The sequence below is a fragment of the Cellulomonas sp. JZ18 genome (assembly GCF_009720485.1).
In the GTDB taxonomy this organism is placed as follows: Bacteria; Actinomycetota; Actinomycetes; order Actinomycetales; family Cellulomonadaceae; genus Cellulomonas.
The window spans coordinates 1,849,908-1,874,309 of sequence record NZ_CP045245.1 but is presented as its reverse complement, the minus strand read 5'-3'; the positions used below and the strand labels follow the sequence as shown (position 1 = coordinate 1,874,309).

Genomic DNA, 24,402 nt, shown 5'->3' with positions numbered 1-24,402 from the left:
ACCGCCGGGCCGCGCCGGCTGCGACCGCGCGGCGGGCCCGGTGCGTCAGGCCGTGCCCGCGAGCAGGAGCACCCGCAGCAGCTCCGGGGTCGCCCGCCCGTCCCGGCCGTGCACCGCGACGTGCACGCGGCCGTCGGCGTCGCGCGCGTCGGCGGCCACCGCGTAGTCCTCGTGCACGACGCCCCCGTCCGCCCGGGACGCGACGGGCCGGACCACCTCACCACCGACGCGGACCTCGTGCGCGCGGCGGTCCCCCGGGTCCGCGGGAAGCCAGCTCAGCCGCAGGACCTCGCCCGCACGGGCGGGGTCGCGCAGGGTGTACGCGAACCAGCCGGTGGCGCTGCGGCTGCGCGTGCTGCCCGCGACGTGCGCGCGCGTGCGCTCGCCCGCGAAGGCGTGGTCGGACTCGGGCTGCTGCTCCCCCGCGACCACCTGGTCGAGGACGACGGCCTCGGACGCCTCCGCGGCGTCGAGGCCGGCGAGCTCGGCGCGCCGCACGTCCGGGTCGGCTCCCACAGGCCAGTACACCGTGTACCGCTCGTCGTGGACGGACGCGAAGGGCTCGAGCCGCACTGCGGCGGGCGCGTCGGCGCCCGGCGCCCAGGCGGTGAGGTCCACGGCCAGCGGGTCACGGGACACCAGCGAGGCCGCGCACGCCGGGTCCCCCTGCGCCACGACGACCGGGGTCTGCGCGAGGGGACGCAGCGGCCCGGACGCGACGTGCCCCATCCGCTCCTCGCCCGCACGCAGACCGTCCTGCCCGTCGACCCCGTCGCGGCCGGCCAGCACCACCGGCCCCCACCGGTACGCGAACCAGGGCGACCCGTCCGGCAGCGGCTCGGCGGCCAGCCCGGCCGCGAGACGCACCGTCACGGTCCGGTCGCCGGACCAGGTCCGGCGCACCACCAGGTAGCCGCCGTCCTCGACGGCCTCCGCGGGGAGCCCGTCGACCGACACGTCGACCGCGTGCGCCCAGCCGGGGCGCCGCAGCCGCAGCCCGAGCTCCACCGGCTCGGCTGCGGACACCCGCACGACGGCCGTGTCCGAGCGCAGCAGGTCCGCCTCGAGGCGCACCCGGACCCCGCGCTCCGCCCAGTCGAGCTCGGCACCGAGGTACAGGTTCACCGCGAGGTCGTCGCCCTCGCGGGAGAAGACGAGGCGGCCGTACGTGGCGTGGTTCTCCATCCCGGAGCCGACGCAGCACCACATCGACGTGCCCGGCTGCGAGTACACGCGGTAGTGCGCGGGTCGCAGGGGCGTGAAGTAGACGAACCCGCCGCGCACCGGGTGCTGCGAGGACAGCACGTGGTTGAACGTCGCGCGCTCGTAGAAGTCGAGCAGCGCGGGGTCGCCCGTGGCGTCGAAGCGCAGCGCCGTCAGCTTGAGCATGTTGTAGGTGTTGCACGTCTCCGGGCCCTGGCGCTCGGTCACCGTGGCCGCGAAGTCGTCCGCGGCGTGGAAGTGCTCGCGGACGCTGTTGCCGCCGATCGCCACCGTGCGCCGCCCTGTCACGGTCCGCCAGAAGGTGTCCGCCGCGTCGCGGTACCGGTCCGCGCCGGTCAGCGCGGCCAGTCGCGCGTACCCGACCACCTTCGCGATCTGCGTGTTCGCGTGGAGGCCGTCGAGCTCGTCGCGCCCCGCCGCGAGCGGCTCGAGCAGCCGGCGGTGCGCGAACCGCTGCGCCTCCGCGAGCAGGTCGGCCCGGCCCGTGACCTCCGCGAGGCCCGCGAACGTGTCCGCCATGCCGCCGAACTCCGTCGTCAGCATCTCCTCGAAGTCGTCGTCGGACATCGCGCCGCTGACCGACAGCCACCAGTCGGCCCATCCCACCGCGAGCGCGAGGGCCCGCGCCGAGCGGGCGTGGGTCGCGGCGTCGAGCAGGCCCGCGACCGTCTTGTGCAGGTTGTACAGCGGCACCCAGCGGCCGTTGAGGCTGAACGTGTCCGCGTCCACGACCCCCGAGGCGAGCTCCTCCCCGAGCCGGGCACCGTCCGGGACGCCGCCGACGTACCCGGTGCCGACCGCGTCCCGGCACCGCTCGAGGACGTCGAGGACCTGCTCGACGCGGTCCCGCAGCCGCGGGTCGCCCGTGGCGGCCCACAGCTGCGCGCACGCGGACAGGTAGTGGCCGGCCATGTGGCCGCCCATGCCGTCGCCCTCCCAGTTGCCGTAGCCCGGTGCGTCCGTCGCCAGCCCTGCCTCGCGCAGGTACGGCACGCACAGGCGGTCGGGGTCGAGCGCCAGCACGTAGCGGACGTCCGCGTCCTGCGCGTCCTTGAAGGGGCCGTCGAGCAGGCGGACGGCGTCCAGGGGGAACGTCCGCCGCCTCCCGGGGGACCTCGGGGCGGGCGCCGCACCGGACGCCGGTGCGGTCGACAGCTGTACGTGCTGCATGAGGATGCCTCCTGGGGCTGGGCGCGTCCGGGGACGGACGGCGACGGGAGCGTGACACGGTGCGGGGGTGCGTGCGCGACGGGGGACGCGACGGCACGCGACCCGGCAGGTCACGCCGGCGGGATGCGGCCCACCAGGTGCGCCAGGGCGCCGTCGCGGGCGAACACCGGCACCGTGGCGAGCGGCGCGTCGACGTCGACCCAGCGGCCGCCCTCGTGGACGTCGCCCGTGACCAGCGAGGTCCACCGCGCGCCGGCCGGCAGCCACACGCGGCGTGCCGTGGCGCCCGCCTCGAGCACCGGTGCCACCAGCAGCGAGGGTCCGTAGAGGTACTGGTCGGCGACCCGCCACGCCTCGGGGTCGTCCGGGAACTCGTGGAACAGCCCGCGCATCACCGGCTGCCCGTCGGCGTGGGCGGCGGCCATGAGCCCACGCGTGTAGTCGCGCAGGTCCTCCCGCAGGTGCACGTACCGGGCGAGGACGTCGTACACGTCGTCGCCGAACGACCACAGCTCGTTCCCCGCGCCGGTGGGGTTGCGCGGCGAGCCGTCGGCCGCGCGGACGGGGCTCGCGGGGACCCGGTCCCCGTGCAGGCGCATCACCGGCAGGAAGGTCCCGACCTGGAACCAGCGGACCAGCAGCTCGTGGAAGGCGGGGTCGTCGGTGCGCCCGCCCCCGAAGCCGCCGATGTCGGTCGTGAACCACGGGATGCCGGCCACGCCCATGTGGACGCCGGCGACGACCTGGCGGCGCAGCGTCGGGAAGTCGGAGTGGATGTCCCCCGACCACACGAGCGCGCCGTACCGCTGGGACCCGGCCCACGCGCACCGCACGAGGTTGACGACCTCGGTCTCCCCGTCCGCCGTCTGCCCCTCCCAGAACGCGCGCGAGAACGCCTGCGGGTAGAGGTTGCCGACCTCGAGGGCCTGACCCTGGTGGTACCGGTAGGCGTCCAGGTCGTAGACGCCGTACTCCGGCTCGGCCTCGTCGAGCCAGAACAGCCGGACGCCGTGCCGCGCGTACCCCTCCCGGCAGCGGTCCCACAGGAACGCCCGGGCCTGCGGGTTCGTGACGTCGACGAACCGGCTCGGGCCACCGAACCACATCTGCACGTCGATGCCGCGGTTCGCGCTCACGAGCAGGTTGCGCTGCGCCATCTCGGCGAAGTTCTCCGAGTCGAGCGACACCTGGGGCCAGACCGAGACCATGAGCTCGACGCCCAGCTCGCGCAGCTCGGCGACCATGGCCGCCGGGTCCGGCCAGAACTCGTCCTCGAACCGGTAGTCCCCCAGGTGGGGCCAGTGGAAGAAGTCCGCGACGATCACGTCGAGCGGCAGGCCGCGCCCGACGTGCTCGCGCGCCACCGCGAGCAGCTCGGCCTGGCTGGAGTAGCGCAGCTTGCACTGCCAGAAGCCCAGCCCGTGCTCGGGCATCATCGGCGCGTGCCCGGTGGCCTGCGCGTACCGCCGGCTGATGTCGGCGGGCGTCGCGCCCGCGGTGACCCAGTAGTCGATCTGCCGGCAGCTCTCGGCCTCCCACTCGGTGCGGTTCGCGCCGAACGTCGCGCGCCCGACCGCGGGGTTGTGCCACAGGAACCCGTAGCCCGCGCTCGAGACGACGAACGGCACGCTCGCCTGCGAGTTGCGCTGCGCCAGCTCGAGCGTGGAGCCCTTGAGGTCGAGCATGTCCTGCTGGTACTGGCCCATCCCCGCCAGGTGCTCGTCCGCAGGGGCGGCGAGGGCGAGGCCCGCGCGGACGCCGCCGCCGGGCAGCGGGCGGTAGGTGCGCGCGCGCACCTTGAGCGCGCCCCCCGTGCCCACCTCGGAGAACAGGGGTCGGCCGTCGGCGTCCTCGAACGCGAGGCGGCAGTCGTGGGCGAGTGCCCCGGTCTGCCAGTCCGTGCCGCTGGACGCGGTCGCGACCACCCGCAGCCGCCCGTTCGTCAGGGTCGCACGGTCGCCGTCCACGACGACCGCGGCGTCGGCGTGCGCGGCCGGGTCCGGCGGCAGGAGCGCCCAGTCGGCGTCGACCACGTCGCCCAGCGCGGAACGCACCCGCACGCTGTCGCTCCCCCACGGCTCGACGACCAGGGTCTCGCCGCCCCCGCGCCAGACGAGGGTGGCGGCGTGCACGTCGAACGGCCGGGTCACGTGGCTCTCCTCGCCAGGTGGGACGGGACGGGTCGCGGCGCGGCGGGGCGTGCGGGCGCCGGCAGCACGCCGCTGCCCCACAGCGTCGTGAACGACAGGTAGGCGGGCAGCGCGACGCCGAGCACCGGCACGAGCCCGGGGACGAGGTAGTACAGGCACAGGACCGCACCCACGACCACGGTGTGCGCCAGCGCGTGGGCCGGGCGCGCCGCCACGAGCACGAGGGCCCGCCGCAGCAGACGAGCCGGCCCCTCGTCGAAGTGCGCGGCGAGCGCCGGCAGCACGGCCGTGACGGCGAAGGCGACCACGGTGAGCACCGTCAGCAGCCCGGCCAGGACCGGCCCGGCAACGCCGAGGTCCGCGACGCCGAGCAGCCGCCGGTCGAGGAGCAGCACGGCCCACCCGCCGGCCACGACGTACCCGAGGACGTTGGCCGGGACGAGCTCGCGGCGCCAGGCCGCGGCGAACTCCTGCCGCAGCGGGCCCCGGTCCGGGTCGTCCGTGCCGTGCAGCACGTCCCGCCGCACGACCGCCTGCACGGCCGCGGTGGCCGGGAGCAGGCCGAGCACGACGCCGCCCCGCAGCGTCCAGGCGATCCACAGCAGGTGCAGCACGAGCAGGCGAAGACCCAGGTCCCCGACGCGGGTGTGCCACCCGAGCACGCGACCCATCAGCCCTTCACCGACCCGACCATGACGCCCTTCTCGAAGTACTTCTGGATGAACGGGTAGACGAGCAGCACCGGCAGCGTCGAGACGATGATGACGCCGTACTTGATCTGGTCGGCGAACTGCTGCGCGTACTCCCCGCCGCTGGATCCCCCGGCGCCGCCGGCACCGCCCGCGAAGGCCTGGTTGGACAGCAGGATGTCCCGCAGCACGATCTGCAGCGGCTGCTTGTCGTAGTCGCGCACGAAGATCAGGCCCGTGAAGAAGTCGTTCCAGTGCTGCACGAGGTAGTACAGCCCGATCACCGCGATGATCGCCTTCGAGAGCGGCAGCGCCATCGACAGGAAGAACCGGAAGTAGCCGACGCCGTCGAGCGTCGCCGCCTCGAACAGCTCCTCGGGCAACGAGTGCTCGAAGAACGCCCGCGCGATGATGAGGTTGTAGACGTTCAGCGCGGACGGGATGACGAACACCAGCCAGTTGTCCAGCAGGTTCAGGTCGCGGTAGAGCAGGTAGGTCGGGATCAGCCCGCCGCTGAAGAACATGGTGAACGCGAAGAAGAACATGAGCGGCTTGCGCGGAGCGAACTCCCGGCGCGAGAGCGCGTACGCCGCCGGCAGGGTCACCACGAGGTTCAGCGCGGTGCCGACCACGGTGTACAGCAGCGTGTTGCGGTACCCGGTCCAGATGCGGTCGTCGGCGAGGATCTGCTCGTACCCGAACAGGCTGAACCCCTGCGGGAACAGCCACACCCGCCCGGTCGCGACCATCGTGGGGTCGCTGACGGAGGCGACGGTCACGAACCAGATCGGGTAGACCGTCGCGAACAGCACGAGCGCGACGGTCGTGCCGAGCGCGATCGAGAACAGCAGGTCGCCGGGCGTGCGGTGCCGCAGGTGCGGCCGCGACGTCGTCGTCATCGTGGTCCCCCGTCCTCGCCCGGTCACCACAGGCTCGTGTTCGCGAACTTCTTGGCGAGCTGGTTCGTCAGCACCAGGAAGGCGAAGTTGATGACCGTGTTGAACAGGCCGATGGCCGTCGAGTAGCTGAACTGGCTCTGCAGGATGCCGATCTTGTAGACGTACGTGGAGATGACCTCCGACGCCTGCAGGTTGAGCGGGTTCTGCATCAGGAAGATCTTCTCGAAGCCCGCGTTGAGCACCCCGCCCATGTTGAGGATGAACAGCACGACCATCGTCGGCACGAGGGCGGGCAGGTCGATGTGCCGGATGATCTGCGGGCGGCTCGCGCCGTCGACGCGCGCCGCCTCGTACAGGTGGGTGTCGATGCTGGAGAGCGCGGCGAGGTAGATGATGCTGTTCCACCCGCAGTGCTGCCACACCTCCGAGATGACGTAGACCGGCACGAACGCGTCGGGGTCGCCCAGGAAGTTCGTGCCGGTGACGCCGAACAGCGACAGGAAGTTCGGGACCACCCCGAGGTCGGCGACAGGAACACCTGCAGCATGCCGACCACGACGACGATCGAGATGAAGTGCGGCAGGTACGTCGCGGTCTGCGTGAACCGCTTGCGCCGCGGACCGACGATCTGGTTCACGGTGAGCGCGAGCAGGATCGGGGCGACGAACCCGACCACGAGGGTCGTGAGGCTGATCGCGACCGTGTTGCGGATCAGGGTCCAGAACAGCGGGCTCTCGAAGAACTGCGTGAAGTACTTCAGGCCCACCCACTCGCCGCCGGTCAGGCCCGCGGCGAAGTCGAACTCCCGGAACGCGAGCTGGATCCCGTACATCGGGACGTACGCGAACACGACGGTCACGACGATCGCCGGCGCGAGCATGACCCACAGCTGCCACTTCGTGCGCAGGTGCCCCGAGAGGACCCGGCCACGCCCGGTCCGCATCGCCGGCCGGACCGGCGTCGTGCCCGGCACCCGCGCCGCGGTCTCGTCCACGCTCACCGCCACGACACCACCCCCTTCCTCGTCTCCCGACCCGCGCCGTCGCGGGTCCCGGCCCGTCCCGGGCGGGCGTGGTGGCGGGCGCTTGCCCGCCACCACGCCGGCACCGGGCTAGCCCTGCGACTCGTCGTAGTACTTCTGGTAGAGGTCGACGTTCTGCTGCAGCCCCGAGGCCTCGAGCTGGGCGACGTAGGCGTCCCAGCCCTCCTCGATGCCGCCGGCGGTGACGAACTCCGCGAACTTGGTCTGGGTGAGGTTGAGGATCGTGGAGTTGTTGAGCGCCAGGGTGCTCAGGTCCTCGGTGCTCATCTTCAGGTAGGGCGGCAGGACGTCCTCGTCGGGGTCGACGTTCGCGACGGCCTCCTCGAGCGGCTCGCTCTGCTCGACCGCCTCGGCCAGGTCGGCGGGCAACGACAGGTCGATCCCCTCGCGGATCCACATGGGGCCGAAGTCCGCCAGCGTCGACGTCCACTTCCAGCTCGACGGGTCGCTCGTGCCGTCCGCGGGCGGCAGCACCCGGTAGGTGTCGTCGTCGACCTTCTCGACGTTGGTGCCGAAGTCGCCGAACAGCACCTGGACCGACATGTCCTGGTCGTAGAACGCGTCGACCACCCGCAGGGCCGCGTCCTTCGCGTCCGACTGCGCGGACACGACGACGTGGTTCGCGGTGAGGTTCTCGAAGTCGTAGCTCCACGTGAGGGGCTCGTCCTGCCCCTCCTCGGCCAGCAGCGGGGCCATCGACGTGTACTGGGGGGCGAGCCGGGCGCCGAACCGGTCGGACGCGGTCCAGCCCCAGCTGAAGCCGACGGCCGCGGTGTCGCCGGAGCCGCGCGCGACCGACTGGTAGGCCGAGTAGTCCTGCGTGATGACGTCCTGGTTGACCAGCCCGGCCTCGTAGGCGCGGTTGAGGAAGGTCAGCACCTCCTTCCACCGCTCGTCTGCGAGGAAGTTGCCGACCTCGCCGTCCTCGACGAAGTAGCCCGCACCCCCGCCGCCGGTGATCGGCAGGCCCAGGCTCCCGAGCAGCGCGGTCGGCTGGAAGTAGCCGTAGCCGGTGGTCCCGACCGGCGACCAGTCGAACGGGATCTCGTCGGCCGGGTCGCCGTTGCCGTTCGCGTCCTGCTCCTCGAAGGCGACCAGGACGTCGTACAGCTCGTCCCACGTGGTCGGCATCGCCAGGCCCAGGTTGTCCAGCCACTGCTGGTTGATGTACTGCCGCGTGATCGCCTGCGGCCAGAACTCCTTCCAGCTCGGCAGCGCGTAGACGGCACCGTCCGCCTGGGTGGCCATCTCCTTCGCGCCGTCGACCTCCTCGAGCATCGCGCGGACGTTCGGCATGGCGTCGAGGTCGTCGCTCAGGTCCTCGAACAGCGTGCGGAAGGTCGCCAGGTCGGCGTCGGTGATCGCGTTGACGCCGATGATGAGGTCGGGGGTGTCCCCGGCGGCGAGCATCGTCGACTTCTTCTGGTCCCAGTCCGCCGTGACCTCCTCCCAGGAGATCGAGACGTCCGCCGCCTCCTCGAGCTCGGCGACCCACGCCATGTCGGTCATCGCGCGGGTGAGCGGGTGCTTGACGACGAGGACGCTCAGCTCCTCGCCGCCGCCCCCCGTGGCCTCCCCGCCGTCGTCGTCGCCGCCCGTGCAGCCCGCGAGGACCAGGGCGGACGCGGCGACGGCGACCGTCGTCGTCGTGAGCGTGCGGCGCCCGTGCGCCTGGCCCGGCGTGCGGGTCCGCCGGGAGCGGGTGGTGCGAGCCATGGTCTCCTCCTCGAGACGGGCGTGCGGTGACGGCTGCGACGCACCGGACGACCGGCGCGGGGACCGCGCCCGGCGACGGTGCCGGGCCGGCGGGTGCGCGACGTGCGGCCCGGGACGGGGCGGCCGTCGTGCTGGTGGTGCGGTGCGAGCCGTGCGTCCTCGTGGGCGCGGGTCGATCGTGGCCGCGCTACTTCAGCGTTGTCAATAGCGAGACAAGGACGGGGTTTCGTCCGGATCGCCCCGGGGGCGCGGCGCGCACCGCCCCGACGCCGGTCGGGGCCTCGGCACCACGGCCGCGGGCGAGTGGCGGCACCGCCGTCGCCCGTGGGACGGCACCGCAGGTCAGGACGTCGCGGACGAGGCCCGCAGCACCACGTGCGCCCCGGTGCGCACCTCACGGGGCGGGCCGTCGTGACCGGCCATGCGCTCGAGGAGCATCGCGACCGCGTGCGCGACCATCTCCTCCTGCTGCGGGCTGACCGAGGACAGCGCGGGGACGGTGAACTCGCCCTCGTCGGTGTCGTCGAACCCGGTCACGGCCACGTCGTCCGGGACGCGCACGCCGTGGCGGTGCAGCGCGCGCAGCACGCCCGCCGCGATCGCGTCGTTGACGCACAGCGCCGCGTCGAAGGACGCGCCCGAGCGCAGCAGCCCGACCATCGCCTCGTACCCGGAGGCGCGCCGGTCCCAGTCGGACCCCGACACGACGAGCGCGGGGTCGTGCGGCACGCCGAACGCCTCGAGCGCCGCGAGGTAGCCCGCGAACCGGTCGTCCGTCGGCGTCGCACCGGGGGCGCCGTTCCAGACGACCGCGATGCGTCGCCTGCCCGTCTCCAGCAGGTGGCGGGTGATGGCCTCCCCGCCCTCGCGCTCCCCCATCACGACGCAGTCCCACCTGCGCGTGGGCGGGCCGCCGAGCTGGACGACGGGACGCGGCGGCGTCGCGACGTCGTCCGGGTCGGGGACGAAGTGCGGGCAGAAGACCACGCCGTCCACGTCGCGGGTGCGCGGGCCCAGCACCGCCTCGCGCTCGGCCGCCTCGTCGTGCCCGATCCGCAGCATCGTCGTCAGGCCGTGCTGCTCGAGCGCGAGGATGAGGCGCTCGGCGAGCTCGGCGAAGTACGGCTGGTAGACGTTCGGCACCACGACGGCGACGCGCCCCGTGCGCCCGGACGCGAGACCACGGCCGGCCAGGTTCACCTCGTAGCCGCTCTCCGCGACCGCGGCGAGCACCACCCGTCGCGTCGCCTCGGACACCTCGTTGCGTCCCAGCAGCACGTTCGAGACGGTCTTCGCCGACACGCCCGCGACCGCGGCGACGTCGGCGAGCGTCGGACGCCTCACGGCGCGACCTCGCCGAGCGTGGACTCGCGCCGCACGAGGTGCACCGGCAGCGTGACGGCCCGCGGCTGCTGCGGCCCGCGTCCCGCCAGCCGGTCGCCGAGCAGCTCCAGCGCCACGCGCGCCAACCGGGCGGGCCCCGGGTCGACCGTGGTGAGCGACGGCGTCGAGAACCGGCCGTCGTCCAGGTCGTCGTGCCCCACGACCGCGACGCGGCCAGGCACGTCGACGCCGAGGGCGCTCAGGGCGGCGAGCGCGCCGAGCGCCACCTCGTCGTTGAGGCACAGGAGCGCGTCGAGCCCGGGATGCTCCGCCACGGCACGACGGGCGGCGTCCGCGCCCGCTCGTCGGTCCGCGACGCCCTCGACCGGCACGACCGGCACGACGTCGGGGTCGAGCCGCGCGCCCGCGAGCGCCGCCCGCATCGCGGCGGACGGTGCGTGCGGGTCCTCGTCCGGGCGCCGCGCCCGGTCGCCGCCCAGCAGCACCGGCCGTCGGCGCCCCATCACGGCCAGGTGCCGCGCCGCGAGCGCCATCGCCTCGTCGACGTCCTCGTCCACGCGGTCCACCCCGTCGACGGCCGCCCCGCCCTGGACGACGACGACCGGCCGGTCGGTGAGCGCCCCGGGGAGCGCGATCGCGGCGGGTGGCGGGCCGATGTGCACGAGGCCGTCGAACACGCGGCCGCGCGCGTCGACCAGCGCACGGGTCCGCTCGGGGTCGCCGTGGGTGGGCTCGACGGCGACGGGGATGCCGCACCGGTCCGCCTCCGCGACGAGCGCCTCGACCAGGGTCGCCAGGTACGGCCGGCGCAGCTCGGCCACGCCGATCCCGACCAGACCGGTGCGGCGGGTGCGCAGGCTGCGGGCGGTCGCACTGGGCGTCCAGCCGAGCTCCGCCATCGCCGCAGTCACCCGCTGCACGACCTCGGGACGGGTGTGCGGCTCGCCGTTGACCACCCGCGACACGGTCTTCACCGAGACGCCCGCCAGGGCGGCCACGTCGCGAGCGGTGGGGGCCACCGGCACAGCATAGGTGCCGGGTCCGGTTAGCCTGCGGGACGAGACGAGGAGGAACCCGCATGGTCGACGAGGACCGCGCCGAGCCCCTGACCACGCGTCCCGACCCCGCCCGCGCCCCGTCCGCGGGCTGGCCGGCACCGCGGACGACGCCGCCGATGGGCTGGAACAGCTGGGACTGCTACGGCACGACCGTGACCGAGGACGAGGTGCTCGCGAACGCCGAGTTCATGGCCGAGCACCTCCTGCCCCACGGGTGGGACACCGTCGTCGTCGACATCTCGTGGTCCGACCCGACGGCACGCTCGCACGGCTACAACGCGGGCGCGCCCCTCGTCGTCGACGACCACGGCCGTCCGCAGCCCGCACCGAACCGCTTCCCGTCGGCCGCCGGCGGCGCCGGCTTCGGTCCGCTGGCCGACCGCGTGCACGCGCTCGGCCTGCGCTTCGGCGTCCACGTCATGCGGGGCATCCCGCGGGTCGCCACCGAACGCGACCTCCCGGTCCTCGGCACCGACGCGACCGCCCGCGACGTCGCCGACCCCGGCGAGCGGTGCGAGTGGAACCCGGACAACGACGGCCTCGACCACAGCCACCCGGCCGCCCAGGCGTACTACGACTCGGCCGTCGCGCAGCTGGCCGGATGGGGCGTGGACTTCGTCAAGGCCGACGACATGCTCTGGCCGTACCGCCGGGCGGACATCGAGGCCTACGCCCTGGCGATCCTGCGCAGCGGGCGGCCGATCGAGCTCAGCCTGTCCCCCGGGCGGGACGTCGCGACCACGCGGCTCGAGCACCTGCGCGCGCACGCGACCATGTGGCGCGTCTGCGACGACCTGTGGGACCGGTGGCAGGACGTCGAGGCGAACTTCGCACGCCTGGCGCGGTGGGCGCCGTTCGCGTCGCCGGCGGGATGGCCGGACGGTGACATGCTGCCGCTGGGCCACATCGGCATCCGCGCCGAGCGGGGCGAGGACCGCCACAGCCTGCTCGCCGCCGCCGAGCAGCGCACGCTCGTGACGCTGTGGGTCATGGCCCGCTCGCCGCTCATGATGGGCGGGGACCTGCCGACGTCGTCGCCCGAGACGATCGCGCTGCTCACGAACGACGCCGTCCTGGACGTGCTGCGCCACTCCACGGACAACCGGGAGGTGCTGCGCGAGGGCGAGCTGGTCCTGTGGGGTGCACGGTCGACCACGTCCCCCGCTCGGTACGCCGCCGTCTTCCACCTCGGCGACGCACCGGCCGTGGTCGACGTGCAGCTCGGCAACGTCGGAGCCGCCCGCGGGTGGCGGGCGACGGACCTGTGGTCCGGGGAGCCGGTCGCGACGGACGGCGACTGGCTGCGGCTGGCCGTGGAGCCGCACGGCACGCGTCTGCTGCGCCTCGACCCCGCCTGACTCCACCGTGTCGGCGCCCGTCACCGTGGGCGCCGGCACGGCGACGTCACGGCCGGCACCCCCGTCGCACACCTAGCATGGCGCGCGTGCGGCGGGCCCTCGGAGCGTCACCGTCGAAGGCGCCTCGACACCTTCGGCACCTCGTGCCCGACCTGGACCGGATGGGCGACGGGACGGGCCGCGGCCTCGTCCACGCGCTGGCCACGACACAGGTGTGGGAGCCGTACTTCCAGGTCGTGCGGTGGCGCGAGCGTCACGGTGAGTACTCGCTCGAGCACGACGACGAGTACGTGCTCGCCATGGTCAACGCGCTGGGAGGCGGTCTCGACGCCTCGCTCGTGTGCGACGCCCTCCGGGAGGACGACGAGCTGCGGGAGACGACGTCCTGGCGCATCTTCGAGGTGCCCGGGTCCGCTCGCGTCAACCTGGCGTACCTCGACCGCTACCGCGGTGAGCCCGGCCAGGGCTGGCGAACGAGCATCGAGCTGCTGGTCGCCGACGGGACCCTCGACCGGGACCGGGTGCTCGACGCCTGCGCCGGCGCGGTCCGTCGCGACCTCCTCGTCGTCCAGCGCCGCTGGTTCGAACGGCTCCGGGTGAGCCTCACGTCGGGTCGCGGGCGGACGCTCCCGGTCGACGGCACCGGTGCGGGCGGCCGCTGATTTGGGTGCAGCAGCCCCCGCCTCCGGCGTCTCGAGCGCGTCGCTCCCGCCACTGTTCACCGACCGTTCGGTCGCGAGTCCGGCGGTCTCGTAATTCGCGGTCACCTGGAGCGGTTGGAGTACCGGTGTTCTCGGAACTCCCGAGGCCCCGCCCTCCCGAAAGGCCACCCCGATGCGCCGCTACTCGCTCCCCGCGATGGGCATGCTCGGCATCACCGCCCTCACCCTGGCCGCGTGCCAGAACGCCACCGCCGACGCGGCGCCCGCCGACGCGGACGCGCCGATCACGATCGCCACGCTGCCGGTCTCGGACGACCCGACCCAGGTCAACCCCGTCGAGGCCCTCGTCGAGCTCCTGGAGCAGGAGACCGGCCGCGAGGTCGAGGTCACCGACGTGCCGGACTACCTCAGCGTCGTCGAGGCGATCCGCGCCGACCACGTCGACATCGGCATCATGAGCGGCTTCCCCTCCGCGCTGGCCGTCAACACCGGGGAGGTCGACGCGCTGCTCGCCTGGGAGGGCAGCGACGACCCCGTGTCCACCTGCGTGGTGCTCGACGACTCCCCCGTCCGGACCGTCGAGGACCTCGCGGGCAGGACCGTCGCCTTCGCCGACCAGGCCTCCAGCTCCGGCTACTTCATGCCGGTCTACATGCTGCACGAGGCCGGCCTGGAGCAGGGCGAGGACTACGAGGCCGTCTTCTCGGGCGGCCACGAGGGCAGCTTCGCGGCCCTGCAGCAGGGCCAGGTCGACGCCGCGTGCACGGCCGTCATGCTGACGGAGATGGGCGCGCCCGTGTTCCCGTTCGCGGACGGCGAGTGGCGGGCGGTGGGCGAGAGCCCGTCCATGGCGATCCAGGGCACGGTCCTCGCCCGGCAGTCCCTGGACGAGGAGACCCGCACGCTGCTGGAGGAGGCGCTCCCCCGGGTTTTCTCGGCGGGGAACGCCGAGGCGCTGGGGGCGTACGGGTCGTTCGCCGGCCTGGACGTCGTCATCGCGCCGGAGCCCAGCGCGTTCGCGTCGTTCGCCGACATCGCCGCGGTCGCCGGCGTCGAGCTCGAGGACCTCGGGTGACGGCCACGGCCACCGTCCTCGAGGCCCCGACGCACGTGCCGGCGCTCCCCCTCGTCACCGTCCGCGACCTGCGGGTCGCCTACGACGCGCACGTCGTGCTCGACGGGGTGGACCTGGACGTGCGCGCCGGCGAGACCGTCGCGCTGCTGGGCTCCTCCGGGTCGGGCAAGTCCACGCTGATGAAGAGCCTCACCGGCTTCGCCCCGATCGCCCACGGCACGGTGCGGGTGGCCGGGCACGACCTGTCGGACCTGCCGCGCGGCGGCCTGCGCGCCCTGCGCTCCGACGTCGGCCAGGTGTTCCAGCAGTTCCACCTGATCCCGCGGCTGAGCGTGCTGACCAACGTGCTCACCGGGGCGCTGCACGAGGCCGGGGCGATCAACGTGGCCGGCGGGTTCTCCCGCACCCACCGTGTCCGCGCGATGCAGCTCCTCGACCGGGTGGGCATCGCGGACAAGGCGAAGGAGCCCGCCCGGTCGCTCTCCGGCGGCCAGCAGCAGCGGGTCGCGATCGCCCGGGCGCTGATGCAGCGGCCCCGCGTGATCCTCGCGGACGAGCCGGTCGCGTCGCTGGACCCCCGGCTCGCCGGGTCGGTGCTGCGCCTGCTCCGGCAGATCGCGACCGAGGACGGCATCCCCGTGCTGGTCAGCCTGCACGTGCTGCCCCTCGCGCTGGAGCACGCGGACCGCGTCGTCGGCCTGCGGCACGGGCGGGTGCTCGTGGACTCACCCGTCGCGCAGGCCGACGCCGGGGCGCTCGCCGCCCTGTACGAGGAGCAGGACGACGCACATGACCACGACCTCTGACACCCCGGCCCGCCGCACGGCACCGCCTCCGCTGCCACCCGAGGAGCGCGCCCGGCTCGAGCGCGCGTTCGCGGTCCCGCGCACGCGGTTCCTCGTCGGGCTCCCGCTGGCCGCCGCCGTGCTGCTCTGGTCCATGGGCGGCGCGGAGTTCAACGTCGTCAAGCTCGGCGAGGGCTCGGTCAACATGGCCGAGTTCCTGTCCCGCCTGTTCCCGCCGGACTTCTCGAAGCTCGGCATCATCGTCGAGCTGCTCGTCGAGACGCTGCAGATGGCGGTCGTCGGCACCGTCCTCGGCGCCGTGCTGTCGCTGCTCGTCGCCGTCGCGGCGGCCTCGAACATCGCGCCGCGCTGGCTCTACTACCCGGCCCGGTGGGCGATGAACGTCATCCGGTCCGTCCCGGACCTGGTGTTCGCGCTCATGTTCGTCTCGGCCGTGGGCCTCGGCCCGTTCGCGGGCATCCTCGCCATGACCCTGGGTTCGCTGGGGTCGATCGGCAAGGTCTTCGCGGAGGCGATGGAGGCCGTCGACCGCGGCCCGGTCGTCGCCATGCAAGCCGTCGGTGCGCCGAGGCGCCAGGTCGTCCAGTACGGGGTGCTGCCCCAGGCGGCGCCGCTGCTGGTCTCGTACACCCTCCTGCTCTTCGAGGGCAACGTGCGCGGCGCGACCATCCTCGGCCTCGTGGGTGCGGGCGGCATCGGTCTGGAGCTCACCACGGCGATGCGGATGTACGACTACGGGCACCTCAGCGCCATCACCATCTGCATCATCGTGCTGGTCACGGTGATCGACCAGGGCAGCGCCCTGATCCGGAGGAGGATCACATGACCACGACCACCGACATCGCCCTCAGTGCGCCGGTCAACCTGCGCGACCTCGGCGGCATCCCGGTCGACGGCGGGAGCGTCCGGGAGGGCTTCGCGGTCCGCGCGGACGACCTCTCGACGATCACCGCCGAGGACGCGTCCGCGCTCGTCGAGGCAGGGCTCACCGCCGTGATCGACCTCCGGTCGCCCGCGGAGGTGCGCGTCACCGGCCGCGGTCCCCTCGCCGCGCACCCGGTGGGCTACCACCACCTGCCGCTGATCGCGAGCGTCGGTGACTCCGTCGCCGGCGGGTTCACGCACGAGGGCATGGGCGAGATGTACGTCCGGATGGTCGAGGACGCCGCTCCGCAGCTCGTCACGGCGCTCGCCGTCATGGCGCACACCACCGGTGCGACGGCGTTCCACTGCGCGGCGGGCCGGGACCGCACCGGCGTGCTCGCCGCCACGCTGCTCCTGGCGCTCGGCGCCGACGACGACGCGGTGGTCGCGGACTACGGCCGCACGGCGGCGAACATGCCGGCGGTCATGGCGCGCACGCGGCCGCTCATGGGCGCGATGCTCGCCGCGCTCGACCTGGACCCCGACGTCCTCGGCACGGCGAACCTGCTCGAGGGGTCGATGGAGGTGTCGATGCGCCTCATGCTCGCCCGGCTGCGCGAGCGGCACGGCGACCCGCTCACCCCGCTGCGCGACGCCGGCCTCGGCGCCGAGACGACCGCCCGGCTCCGGGCACGGGCGCTGGCCGCATGACGACGGGCACGAGCACGGCCGGGGACGTGACCCGTCGCGGCCCCGGCCGGCCGCGCGACGAGGAGCTCGACCGGCAGATCGTCGCCGCCACCCTCGCGCTGATCGACGCGGAGGAGGACGTGACCGTCGCCCGGGTCGTCGCCCGCAGCGGCGTGAGCCGGGCCGCGCTCTACCGGCGCTGGCCCTCCCTGACGACCCTCATCGCCGCCGCGCTCGACGTCGGGCGCACAGTGCCGCCGGAGCTCCCGGACGACGGCGACCTGCGAGCCACGGTGTACGCGGCGATGTTCGGCGGCCCGACGTCCGTGACCGCTGTCGGCTACCCGGAGGCGCGCTTCCGCCAGCGGATCCGGCTCGTGATGAGCGACCGCGCCCTGCAGAAGGCGTACTGGACGTCGCACGTGGCGCTGCGCCGCGCGCCCCTGGAGAGGGCCCTGCGGTCCGGCGTCGAGCGCGGCGTCCTGCGGGCCGACCTGGACGTCGCCGCGTGCTTCGACGCGATGGCAGGCGCTGCGTACTACCAGGTCGTGGTCCGCGGGGACCGGTTCGACGACGCCGCCACGCAGGCCCGGCTGCGCGCGGCGTTCGACGTCGTCTGGCGCGGGATGGAGGCGTAGACCTGCTCGCGGCACCCGCGCTGCGGGCCGGGTCACGGCGGGACGGTGCGACGCGCGGGGGCCGCTGTCCCCCATGAGGACCACGAGAGGTGTCCACACCGGGGGGACTCCGGTCGCGTTCGTCCTCCGTAGGTTCTCCGGCGACGGCGACACCAGGTCGCGGGACGCAGAGAGCTGGAGGACGAGGGCGATGACGAGTGTGCAGCGGCCGGCGGGAGCCGGTCTGCCCCGGAGGGTCCGCGACGTGGCAGTCGCGGTGGCGCTCACCGTCGCCGCGGTGGCGGCGTGCGGTCCCGCGCAGGAGGCGGAGGCGACGCGTGAGGACGCACCACCGGCCGCCGGCGAGGGGGACGCGACACCGCCCATCGCCTGGGGGACGTGCCCGGCGCCGGCCGAGGGGGCGGGTCGCGACCCTCGGCTCCTGTGCGCGACGGTGACGGTTCCGCTCGACTACCGGGACCCCGGTGGCGAGACCGTCGAGGTGGCCGTGTCGACGCTGCCGACGGCGACGTCGCGCGACCGCCGCGGGGTTCTGCTGCTGAACCCGGGCGGCCCCGCGTTGCCGGGCCTGGACACACCGGCGGTCGTGGCGCCGACCCTGCCACCGTCGGTGCTGGCGGCGTACGACCTGATCGGCTTCGACCCGCGCGGGGTCGCGCACAGCACCCCGCAGAGCTGCGGCCTCGACGACCCGTCGCTTGCCGGCCTCTTCCCGTACCCGGCCGCGGACGGCTCGATCACGGCCAACGTCGAGGACGCCCGCAGCGACGCCGAACGGTGCTCGACGAACGCCGGCGAGAAGCTCCGGCACTTCACCACCGCCAACACGGCCCGCGACATGGACCGCATCCGTACGGCGCTCGGCGAGGAGAAGGTCTCCTACTGGGGACAGTCCTACGGCACCTACCTCGGGGCGGTCTACGCGTCGCTGTTCCCAAAGCGCACCGACCGGATGGTCCTCGAGGGCAACGTCGACCCCACGAAGGTCTGGGCCCACGCGACGGACAACTGGGGCAAGGCCATGTCGGAGCGCTTCCCCGACGCGGCACGGGTCGCCGCAGCGCGGCACGCGGAGCTCGGGCTGGGCGGCACCGTCGACGAGGTGACCCGGACCTACCTCGCACTCGCCGACCGCCTCGACCGGACCCCTGCGCCCGTCCCCGGTGCCGGGCTCACCCTGACGGGGGCGGTCCTGCGCACCGTCACCTACAGCCTCCTGCTGGACGACGAGACCCTCCCGGTGCTCGCGCAGTTCTGGAGGGCCGCCGCCGGGCTGGCCGACGGCACGCTCACCGAGGCGGACCGCGAGGTCCTGCAGCAGGTGTTCGCCGCGCCGCCGTCGGCCCCCGGCGTGCCGGCAGACAACCAGGCCACCATGTTTCTCGCGCTGACCTGCGGCGACGCCCCGTGGTCGGACGACGTCGACGAGTACGCGCGCCGCACCGCCGAGGACCGTGCGACCTGGCCGCTGAGCGCGGGGATGCCGGCCAACATCTGGGCGTGCGCGTTCTGGCCGGAGCCCGTCGAGGAGCCCGTCCGCGTGACCGACAGCGGACCACGCAACGTGCTGATCCTGCAGAACCGCAGGGACAACGCCACACCGTGGGAGGACGGCCTCGGCCTGGACGAGGTCCTGGGCGAGCGAGCGGCCTTCGTCGGCGCGGACAACGGCGGGCACTACGTCTTCCACCAGGGCTCCGCCTGCGTCGACGAGGCGACGGTGGCGTTCCTGACGACCGGTCGGCTGCCGGACCACGACGTCTACTGCACCGACCTCACCGCTCGGTGACCGCAGTCGCCGAGCGGTGACCGGCGCGCGTGGTGGAGAGCGCGGGGTCTCTCCTCCACGGGTCGTGGTCGCTCTCGCGGGTCCCTGCCGCCCGTCAGCCGACGGTGCCGGGCTGAGCCACGGCGTGCTCGGCGGCGCGGCTGACCTCCTCCCAGGCGGACCACGTCTCCATCCGCTGCCGGGAGACGTGGTGCGCGAGGTCGTAGGTCGTGCTCCCGAGGGCGAGGCGCAGCGGGGGCTCGTCGCTGTCGACCACGGTGAGCATCGCCTCGGCGGCGAGCCGCGGGTCGCTGTCCACGGACCCCTCGGCCCACTGCCGCTCGAGCTCGGTGCGCAACGGGTCGTAGGCGTCGAGCGGCGTCGCGGACGTCATGCTCGTGTAGAGGTCCGTCCAGTAGCCGCCGGGCTGCACGATCGTGACCTTCACACCGAACGGAGCCGCCTCCATCGCGAGCGCCTCGCTCATGCCCTCGAGCGCGAACTTGCTCGCGCTGTACAGGCCGGTGCTCGGGAAGCCGCCCAGCCCGGCGATGCTCGAGACCTGCAGCACGTGCCCGGACCCCTGCCTGCGCAGGTGCGGCATCGCCGCCTGGCTGACCCACAGCGCGCCGAAGAAGTTGACCTCGAGCTGGGCGCGCGCCTGCGCCTCGGAGAACTCCTCGACCATGCCCGTGGACATGGTGCCGGCGTTGTTCACGACGACGTCCAGGCGTCCGAAGTGGTCGACGGCGGCGGACACGGCGGTGTCGACCGCGCCCTTGTCGGTGACGTCCACGCGCAGTGCGAGGACCCGCTCACGGTGCCGGGCGTCGAACACGTCGGCCGTCGCCGTCCGTGCCGCGGCGACGACGCGGTCGCCGCGCTCGAGCGCTGCCCGGGCAAGGGCGCGCCCGATGCCGCGGCTGGCGCCCGTGATGAACCAGGTCCGAGTGGCGGTTGTCGACGTAGTCATCGGCTCTCCCAGGAGTAAGACGAGACGTCGCGTCTCGTTGCCCTCGACCGTAGGGCATCTGCGCCCGGTATGGCAATACGCAACGTCTCGTCTCGCTCGCGCTACCCTGTCGCCATGCCGAACCCCGACCCGGGCCGCCGCAACGAGAGCTCACGCCGCGCCGTCCTCACCGCCACGCTCGACCTCCTCCAGGAGGTCCCCTACGCCCGGCTGAGCATCGAGGGCATCGCCGCGCGGGCCGGCGTCGGGAAGCAGACGATCTACCGGTGGTGGCCCTCGAAGGCCGCCGTCCTCTTCGACGCGTTCCTGCTCCTCAGCGAGACGAGCAGCGGGGAGAGGCCGCGGCTCCCCGACACGGGCGACCTGCGTGCCGACCTCGCCCTGGTGCTGAAGGCGACCGTCGCGGAGCTGAACGACCCGCGCCTGTCCGAGCCGATGCGCGCGCTGGCGACCGAGGTCGCGCACGACGAGGCGCTCGCCGCCTCGTACCACGAACGGCTCGACGGCCCCCTGCGCGACGCCAAGCGACAGCGCCTGCGCAGCGCGCAGGAGGCCGGTGAGCTGGCGGACGACCTCGATCTCGACGTGGCGATCGACATCATCTGGGGCCCCGTCCTCAACCGGTGGCTGCTGCGCAGCGGCCCTGTGACGGACGAGTACGTCGACGCCCTCCTGGACGCGACGCTGAGCCGCTTGCGGCCCCGACGGCCTGCGCCCTGAGCCGGACCGGCCTCAGTCCTGGCGGCGGTGGTGAACCCCTCCTAGAAGCGGTCGAACGGAGGTCGCCTCCCGACGACGTCGTCGACGGTGCTGCGGGTGTACGCGAGGACGGATGCGAGCATCAGCGCCACGTTCGCCCACTGCTCGACCCGCTGCCCCGACCCGAGCCACAGCACCGGGTGCCCGCCGTCGGTGACCGGCCCGGTACGCCACAGCAGGAACATGTCGCCGCTGCTCGTGCTCGCCCCGAGGACGTCGAGGTCGTCGAGCGGCGGCACGTACCCGGGGGCCAGTCCTCCTCGACGTACGCCAGCAGGTCACGGGCACGGGACCACACCCCGGGCGCGCCGAGCTGGTCGGTCGACAGGAGGTCGGTGTGGACGAAGAACTCCTCCCAGCCGTTCGCGTGCGCCAGCAGCGCACGATGAAGGGGGTCCAGCTCGTGCCCCAGACGCTCCTCCGCCGCAGCGAGCTGCCCGTGGTCCGCCCCCACGCGCGCGATCGTGAGCGGGTAGATCTCCGGCACCTCGACGTCGAGGCGCACCCGCGCGAGGCCGATCTCGCCGATCAGGTCCCCCCAGCTGACCTCGGCACGGCTGTCCGAGGCGTCGTCCATGGTGGTCAGCGTGCCACCGTCGAGCCCAGGTCTGCCTCGCGCGCCGTGCCCGTTGCACCCGTCGGACGGGCGGCTTCCCTCCGCGGGCACCCACGGCTCAGCGTCGCCGGATCTTCCCGACCATCGACCGCCGGCGCACGGACGCGTCCCAGCTCGCCGGCCCAGCCTTCGAGCGGCACCGTCCGGGACCCGTGCGCGCGTGGAGGTCGACGTCGTCGCTACCGCAGCGGGGCTCCCCAGGCGCGCGACATCGCCCGCTGTCACCGGGCGGTCGTCCACGGTGCCCAGCGGTCACGCCCTGCATGGACGTCGGCAGCACCGGGCACACGAAGGACGCGATGGACGGCCCCACCCCCGGGGCGCAGGACCTCAGACCTCGTCGCGCCACGTGTGCTGCGGTTCGTACCCCAGCAGGCGACGTGCCTTGTCGATGGAGAGGAGTGTCTCGCGGCCCTCGATCGGGCGCGTCACGGGGACGTCCGGGAAGTACTCGGCGACGAGGTCCGCCGACGGGCGGTCCAGCACCGTGTCGGGCGAGGCGATGATGAAGGCCTCGAACCCGCGCAGGTCGCTCTCGAGAGCGAGCCGGACCGCGAGTGCCCCGTCGCGCGCGTCGATGTAGCCCCACAGGTTCCAGATCCGGCTGCGCGGATCGGCCGCGAAGCCCGGGAACGCGGCGTAGTCGCCGACCTCCATGACGTTGGAGAAGCGCAGGCCGATGAGCTTGAGCTCCGGGTCCCAGCGCGTGAAGTGCCGGGCCATCTCCTCCTCGACCGCCTTGCCGAGCGAGTAGGTGCTCTCCGGGCGGACGGCGTACTCCTCGTCGACCGGGACGTACGGCGGAGGCGTCTCGAAGGGCAGCCCGAGGACGGTCTCGCTCGACGCCCAGACGACGTTCTTGATGCCGGCGCGGCGTGCGGCGCTGAACACGTGGTGGGTGGCGACGACGTTGTTCGCGAACGTCGCACCGCTCGGGCGCAGACCCGGCGCGGGGATGGCCGCGAGGTGCACCACCGCGTCGACACCGTCGTACCGGTCGTCGATCCCCGTGAGCGCCTCGGTCACCTCGCCGAGATCGGTGAGATCGACCCGGGTGAAGAGCGCCGGCTGGCCCGCCGGCGGGGGCGCCGTGTCGACGTTGACCACCTCGTACCCGTGCGTCGCCAGGTGCTCGACGACCGCGCGACCGAGCTTGCCGCTCCCGCCGGTCACGACGACGCGGCTCATGCGCCGAACCCCCAGTGCGACGTCGGCACCAGCGCCTCGAGGGCCTGCGCGGGCGCTCCCGGGTGCGGCGGCCTCCTGGTTGCGTGGAGAGACAGGTTCATCGCCACATCACATCACGGCTGTCCCTGCCGGCGGCGGGTGAGCGTCGTATGGACGGCAGGGCTCGCCGCGCCGATGAGGCGGCCGGGGACTCGAGCCGTCACAAGGGCCGGGGCCGGTAGGCCTCCAGCAGGCGCTCCGTGAGCGCCTCGAACTGCGGGTCGACCACCCGGCGCGAGGGGTCCGCCTCGTGCCAGGCGACGATCTCGCGAGCGCCCTGCGCGAACGGGATGCGGGGCGAGAACTGCGGGACCAGCCGCCGGATCTTCGTGTTGTCGAAGATCATCGTGTGCGCCTTGTCGCCGAGGATCCCGGCGCCGAGCTCCGGGTCGGCGGCGGCGATCGCCTCGGACGCGACGTGGACGAGCCGCGGCTCGTCGACGCCGGCGGCGCGGGCCATCGCGAGGTAGATCTGGTCCCACGTCGGCGCCTCGTCGCCGGTGATGTGGAACGCCTCGCCGATCGCCTCCTCGCGGCCCAGGAGCCCGACGAGCCCGACCGCGACGTCGGCGCTGTGCGTGATGGTCCAGCGCGAGGTCCCGTCGCCGGGGACGACGACCTCCAGGCCGCGGCGCATCCGGTCGACGACCGTCCAGCCGCCGTCCATCGGCACGAGCGTGGCGTCGTAGGTGTGCGACGGGCGCACGATCGTCATCGGGAGGCCGGTGTCGCGGTACGCGCGGACGAGGAGGTCCTCGCACGCGATCTTGTTCCGGGAGTACTCCCAGAACGGGTTGCGCAGCGGCGTCGACTCGACGACGGGCAAGTGGGTGGGCGGCGTCTGGTAGGCCGAGGCGGAGCTGATGAACACGTACTGCCCGGTGCGCCCGGCGAACACGTCGAGGTCGGCCTGCACGTGCTCGGGCGTGAACGCCGTGAACTCCACGACGGCGTCGAACTCGAGGTCACCCAGCGCGGCGCGGACGGACTCCGGGTCGCGGACGTCGGCGTGGAGCACGCGGGCCCCGTCGGGCACCGGACGCGTCGTCGACCGCCCGCGGTTGAGCAGGGTGAGCTCGACGCCCTCCGCGACCGCCCGCCGGGCCGCCTCCGTGCTGATGATGCCGGTCCCGCCGATGAACAGCGCGCGCAGTGCCATGGTCGCAGGATAGGGACCTGCGCTCCGAGCCCGCCCGGCGCCCGGCAGAACCTCCAGGTGGACGTCCTCGGTCTCCTCCGTGCCACGGACGCCTCCCCGACGTTCCGAGCCGCGAACCAGCTCGGTGCGCTCCTTCACGACGACAGGGACGCCGACGTACTCGGCCGACGGCTCGGTGGTCAGGAGCGGTTCGAGGCCGGCGGAACCAGCGCCGGAGAGCTGCAGCTCGGTGGCTCGGCGCGGATGGGTGCCCATGCCGGCTGGTGTGCGAGCGAGGCGGTGACGAGACGACTCGGCGCACAACCCTGTGGGCCAGCGTCGGCACCGACCGCCGCATGCCCCGGGTCGAGCCGCGAAAACGCGGGGTTCTCGTGGGGTCGAGCATGTCCAGAGACTCCTCAGGCCTGGTGAGACTCGCGTCTCACCAGGCCTGATACGTCGGGCTGACAGGATTTGAACCTGCGACCCCTTGACCCCCAGTCAAGTGCGCTACCAAGCTGCGCCACAGCCCGATG

At 73.6% G+C, this 24,402-nt stretch carries 22 protein-coding genes and 1 tRNA gene; 10 read left to right on the top strand and 13 right to left on the bottom strand.

Translation table 11 applies throughout. The features are described 5' to 3' along the window. Window positions 1-45: 45 nt before the first annotated feature. The 5 genes from GC089_RS08510 to GC089_RS19020 all read right to left on the bottom strand — a co-directional run bounded on the left by GC089_RS08510 (window position 46) and on the right by GC089_RS19020 (window position 6,647). On the bottom strand, window positions 46-2,394 hold the full coding sequence (locus GC089_RS08510) for a beta-L-arabinofuranosidase domain-containing protein (RefSeq protein WP_155377332.1): 2,349 nt from the start codon (window positions 2,392-2,394) through the stop codon (window positions 46-48). A 110-nt stretch (window positions 2,395-2,504) separates the two neighbouring features. Then, complete coding sequence (locus GC089_RS08505; protein WP_196250870.1) at window positions 2,505-4,544, bottom strand: TIM-barrel domain-containing protein; 2,040 nt, start codon at window positions 4,542-4,544, stop codon at window positions 2,505-2,507. Beyond that, window positions 4,541-5,215 (bottom strand): YesL family protein, encoded by a 675-nt coding sequence (locus GC089_RS08500; RefSeq protein WP_155377331.1) that lies wholly within the window; start codon window positions 5,213-5,215, stop codon window positions 4,541-4,543. The genes GC089_RS08505 and GC089_RS08500 overlap by 4 nt, the downstream gene beginning before the upstream one ends. Then, window positions 5,215-6,132, bottom strand: coding sequence for a carbohydrate ABC transporter permease (locus GC089_RS08495; protein ID WP_155377330.1), 918 nt, complete (start codon window positions 6,130-6,132; stop codon window positions 5,215-5,217). Before GC089_RS08495 ends, GC089_RS08500 begins: the two co-directional genes overlap by 1 nt. Before the next feature lie 23 nt (window positions 6,133-6,155). Further along, window positions 6,156-6,647: an ABC transporter permease subunit gene (locus GC089_RS19020; protein ID WP_230685155.1), complete on the bottom strand. Its 492-nt coding sequence runs from the start codon at window positions 6,645-6,647 to the stop codon at window positions 6,156-6,158. Window positions 6,648-6,677: 30 nt separating this feature from the next. Here GC089_RS19020 and GC089_RS19015 point away from each other — a divergent pair, with 30 nt between their 5' ends. Continuing rightward, entirely contained in the window at window positions 6,678-7,247 is a 570-nt protein-coding gene (locus GC089_RS19015; protein WP_230685154.1) for a hypothetical protein, read from the top strand. Here GC089_RS19015 and GC089_RS08485 read toward each other — a convergent pair. The 3 genes from GC089_RS08485 to GC089_RS08475 form a co-directional block, all read right to left on the bottom strand. Next, a complete protein-coding gene (locus GC089_RS08485; RefSeq protein ID WP_155377329.1) occupies window positions 7,244-8,890 on the bottom strand; it encodes an extracellular solute-binding protein in 1,647 nt (548 codons plus the stop codon). The genes GC089_RS19015 and GC089_RS08485 overlap by 4 nt on opposite strands. Window positions 8,891-9,232: 342 nt before the next feature. Then, window positions 9,233-10,234 (bottom strand): LacI family DNA-binding transcriptional regulator, encoded by a 1,002-nt coding sequence (locus GC089_RS08480; protein WP_155377328.1) that lies wholly within the window; start codon window positions 10,232-10,234, stop codon window positions 9,233-9,235. Beyond that, the gene (locus GC089_RS08475) at window positions 10,231-11,253 is read right to left on the bottom strand and encodes a LacI family DNA-binding transcriptional regulator (RefSeq protein ID WP_155377327.1); all 1,023 of its coding nucleotides are present in this window, start codon (window positions 11,251-11,253) and stop codon (window positions 10,231-10,233) included. The genes GC089_RS08480 and GC089_RS08475 overlap by 4 nt, the downstream gene beginning before the upstream one ends. A gap of 155 nt (window positions 11,254-11,408) precedes the next feature. On the opposite strand from GC089_RS08475, the gene GC089_RS08470 reads away from it, so the two are divergent. From GC089_RS08470 to GC089_RS08435, 8 genes are all read left to right on the top strand, one after another. Beyond that, window positions 11,409-12,650 carry a glycoside hydrolase family 27 protein gene (locus GC089_RS08470; RefSeq protein ID WP_155379048.1) on the top strand — a complete coding sequence of 414 codons (1,242 nt, stop codon included), beginning with the start codon at window positions 11,409-11,411 and terminating at the stop codon, window positions 12,648-12,650. 143 nt (window positions 12,651-12,793) lie between these two features. Then, window positions 12,794-13,312: a hypothetical protein gene (locus GC089_RS08465; protein ID WP_155377326.1), complete on the top strand. Its 519-nt coding sequence runs from the start codon at window positions 12,794-12,796 to the stop codon at window positions 13,310-13,312. A 172-nt stretch (window positions 13,313-13,484) separates the two neighbouring features. Then, window positions 13,485-14,387, top strand: a complete 903-nt coding sequence (phnD, locus tag GC089_RS08460) for a phosphate/phosphite/phosphonate ABC transporter substrate-binding protein (RefSeq protein WP_155377325.1) — start codon at window positions 13,485-13,487, stop codon at window positions 14,385-14,387. After that, window positions 14,384-15,193 carry a phosphonate ABC transporter ATP-binding protein gene (locus GC089_RS08455; protein ID WP_155377324.1) on the top strand — a complete coding sequence of 270 codons (810 nt, stop codon included), beginning with the start codon at window positions 14,384-14,386 and terminating at the stop codon, window positions 15,191-15,193. Before phnD ends, GC089_RS08455 begins: the two co-directional genes overlap by 4 nt. Beyond that, window positions 15,177-16,019: a phosphonate ABC transporter, permease protein PhnE gene (gene phnE / locus GC089_RS08450; RefSeq protein ID WP_155377323.1), complete on the top strand. Its 843-nt coding sequence runs from the start codon at window positions 15,177-15,179 to the stop codon at window positions 16,017-16,019. Before GC089_RS08455 ends, phnE begins: the two co-directional genes overlap by 17 nt. Then, entirely contained in the window at window positions 16,016-16,768 is a 753-nt protein-coding gene (locus GC089_RS08445; RefSeq protein ID WP_155377322.1) for a tyrosine-protein phosphatase, read from the top strand. The genes phnE and GC089_RS08445 overlap by 4 nt, the downstream gene beginning before the upstream one ends. Continuing rightward, a complete protein-coding gene (locus tag GC089_RS08440) occupies window positions 16,765-17,385 on the top strand; it encodes a TetR/AcrR family transcriptional regulator (protein WP_155377321.1) in 621 nt (206 codons plus the stop codon). Before GC089_RS08445 ends, GC089_RS08440 begins: the two co-directional genes overlap by 4 nt. A gap of 244 nt (window positions 17,386-17,629) precedes the next feature. Further along, window positions 17,630-19,174 (top strand): alpha/beta fold hydrolase, encoded by a 1,545-nt coding sequence (locus GC089_RS08435; protein ID WP_230685153.1) that lies wholly within the window; start codon window positions 17,630-17,632, stop codon window positions 19,172-19,174. 94 nt (window positions 19,175-19,268) lie between these two features. Here GC089_RS08435 and GC089_RS08430 read toward each other — a convergent pair whose 3' ends face one another. Further along, window positions 19,269-20,126 carry an SDR family NAD(P)-dependent oxidoreductase gene (locus GC089_RS08430; protein ID WP_155377319.1) on the bottom strand — a complete coding sequence of 286 codons (858 nt, stop codon included), beginning with the start codon at window positions 20,124-20,126 and terminating at the stop codon, window positions 19,269-19,271. A 114-nt stretch (window positions 20,127-20,240) separates the two neighbouring features. Between GC089_RS08430 and GC089_RS08425 the strand changes: the two genes are divergently transcribed. Then, window positions 20,241-20,846, top strand: a complete 606-nt coding sequence (locus tag GC089_RS08425) for a TetR/AcrR family transcriptional regulator (protein ID WP_155377318.1) — start codon at window positions 20,241-20,243, stop codon at window positions 20,844-20,846. Window positions 20,847-20,887: 41 nt separating this feature from the next. On the opposite strand, the gene GC089_RS08420 is transcribed toward GC089_RS08425, so the two are convergent. The 4 genes from GC089_RS08420 to GC089_RS08405 all read right to left on the bottom strand — a co-directional run bounded on the left by GC089_RS08420 (window position 20,888) and on the right by GC089_RS08405 (window position 24,399). Then, window positions 20,888-21,124 (bottom strand): hypothetical protein, encoded by a 237-nt coding sequence (locus tag GC089_RS08420; protein ID WP_155377317.1) that lies wholly within the window; start codon window positions 21,122-21,124, stop codon window positions 20,888-20,890. A 707-nt stretch (window positions 21,125-21,831) separates the two neighbouring features. After that, a complete protein-coding gene (locus tag GC089_RS08415; RefSeq protein ID WP_155377316.1) occupies window positions 21,832-22,689 on the bottom strand; it encodes an NAD(P)-dependent oxidoreductase in 858 nt (285 codons plus the stop codon). A gap of 199 nt (window positions 22,690-22,888) precedes the next feature. Beyond that, a complete protein-coding gene (locus tag GC089_RS08410; RefSeq protein WP_155377315.1) occupies window positions 22,889-23,887 on the bottom strand; it encodes an NAD-dependent epimerase/dehydratase family protein in 999 nt (332 codons plus the stop codon). 438 nt (window positions 23,888-24,325) lie between these two features. Continuing rightward, window positions 24,326-24,399, bottom strand: a tRNA-Pro gene (locus GC089_RS08405). Window positions 24,400-24,402 lie beyond the last annotated feature (3 nt).

Coding starts and splice junctions, on each gene's coding strand:
- GC089_RS08410 (WP_155377315.1), bottom strand. CDS start 23,887: ATGGCACTGCGCGCGCTGTTCATCGGCGGGACCGGCATCATCAGCACG.
- GC089_RS08470 (WP_155379048.1), top strand. CDS start 11,409: ATGGGCTGGAACAGCTGGGACTGCTACGGCACGACCGTGACCGAGGAC.
- GC089_RS08440 (WP_155377321.1), top strand. CDS start 16,765: ATGACGACGGGCACGAGCACGGCCGGGGACGTGACCCGTCGCGGCCCC.
- GC089_RS08500 (WP_155377331.1), bottom strand. CDS start 5,215: ATGGGTCGCGTGCTCGGGTGGCACACCCGCGTCGGGGACCTGGGTCTT.
- GC089_RS08485 (WP_155377329.1), bottom strand. CDS start 8,890: ATGGCTCGCACCACCCGCTCCCGGCGGACCCGCACGCCGGGCCAGGCG.
- phnE (WP_155377323.1), top strand. CDS start 15,177: ATGACCACGACCTCTGACACCCCGGCCCGCCGCACGGCACCGCCTCCG.
- GC089_RS19015 (WP_230685154.1), top strand. CDS start 6,678: ATGCCGACCACGACGACGATCGAGATGAAGTGCGGCAGGTACGTCGCG.
- GC089_RS08430 (WP_155377319.1), bottom strand. CDS start 20,126: ATGACTACGTCGACAACCGCCACTCGGACCTGGTTCATCACGGGCGCC.
- phnD (WP_155377325.1), top strand. CDS start 13,485: ATGCGCCGCTACTCGCTCCCCGCGATGGGCATGCTCGGCATCACCGCC.
- GC089_RS08425 (WP_155377318.1), top strand. CDS start 20,241: ATGCCGAACCCCGACCCGGGCCGCCGCAACGAGAGCTCACGCCGCGCC.
- GC089_RS08495 (WP_155377330.1), bottom strand. CDS start 6,132: ATGACGACGACGTCGCGGCCGCACCTGCGGCACCGCACGCCCGGCGAC.
- GC089_RS08415 (WP_155377316.1), bottom strand. CDS start 22,689: ATGAGCCGCGTCGTCGTGACCGGCGGGAGCGGCAAGCTCGGTCGCGCG.
- GC089_RS08510 (WP_155377332.1), bottom strand. CDS start 2,394: ATGCAGCACGTACAGCTGTCGACCGCACCGGCGTCCGGTGCGGCGCCC.
- GC089_RS08445 (WP_155377322.1), top strand. CDS start 16,016: ATGACCACGACCACCGACATCGCCCTCAGTGCGCCGGTCAACCTGCGC.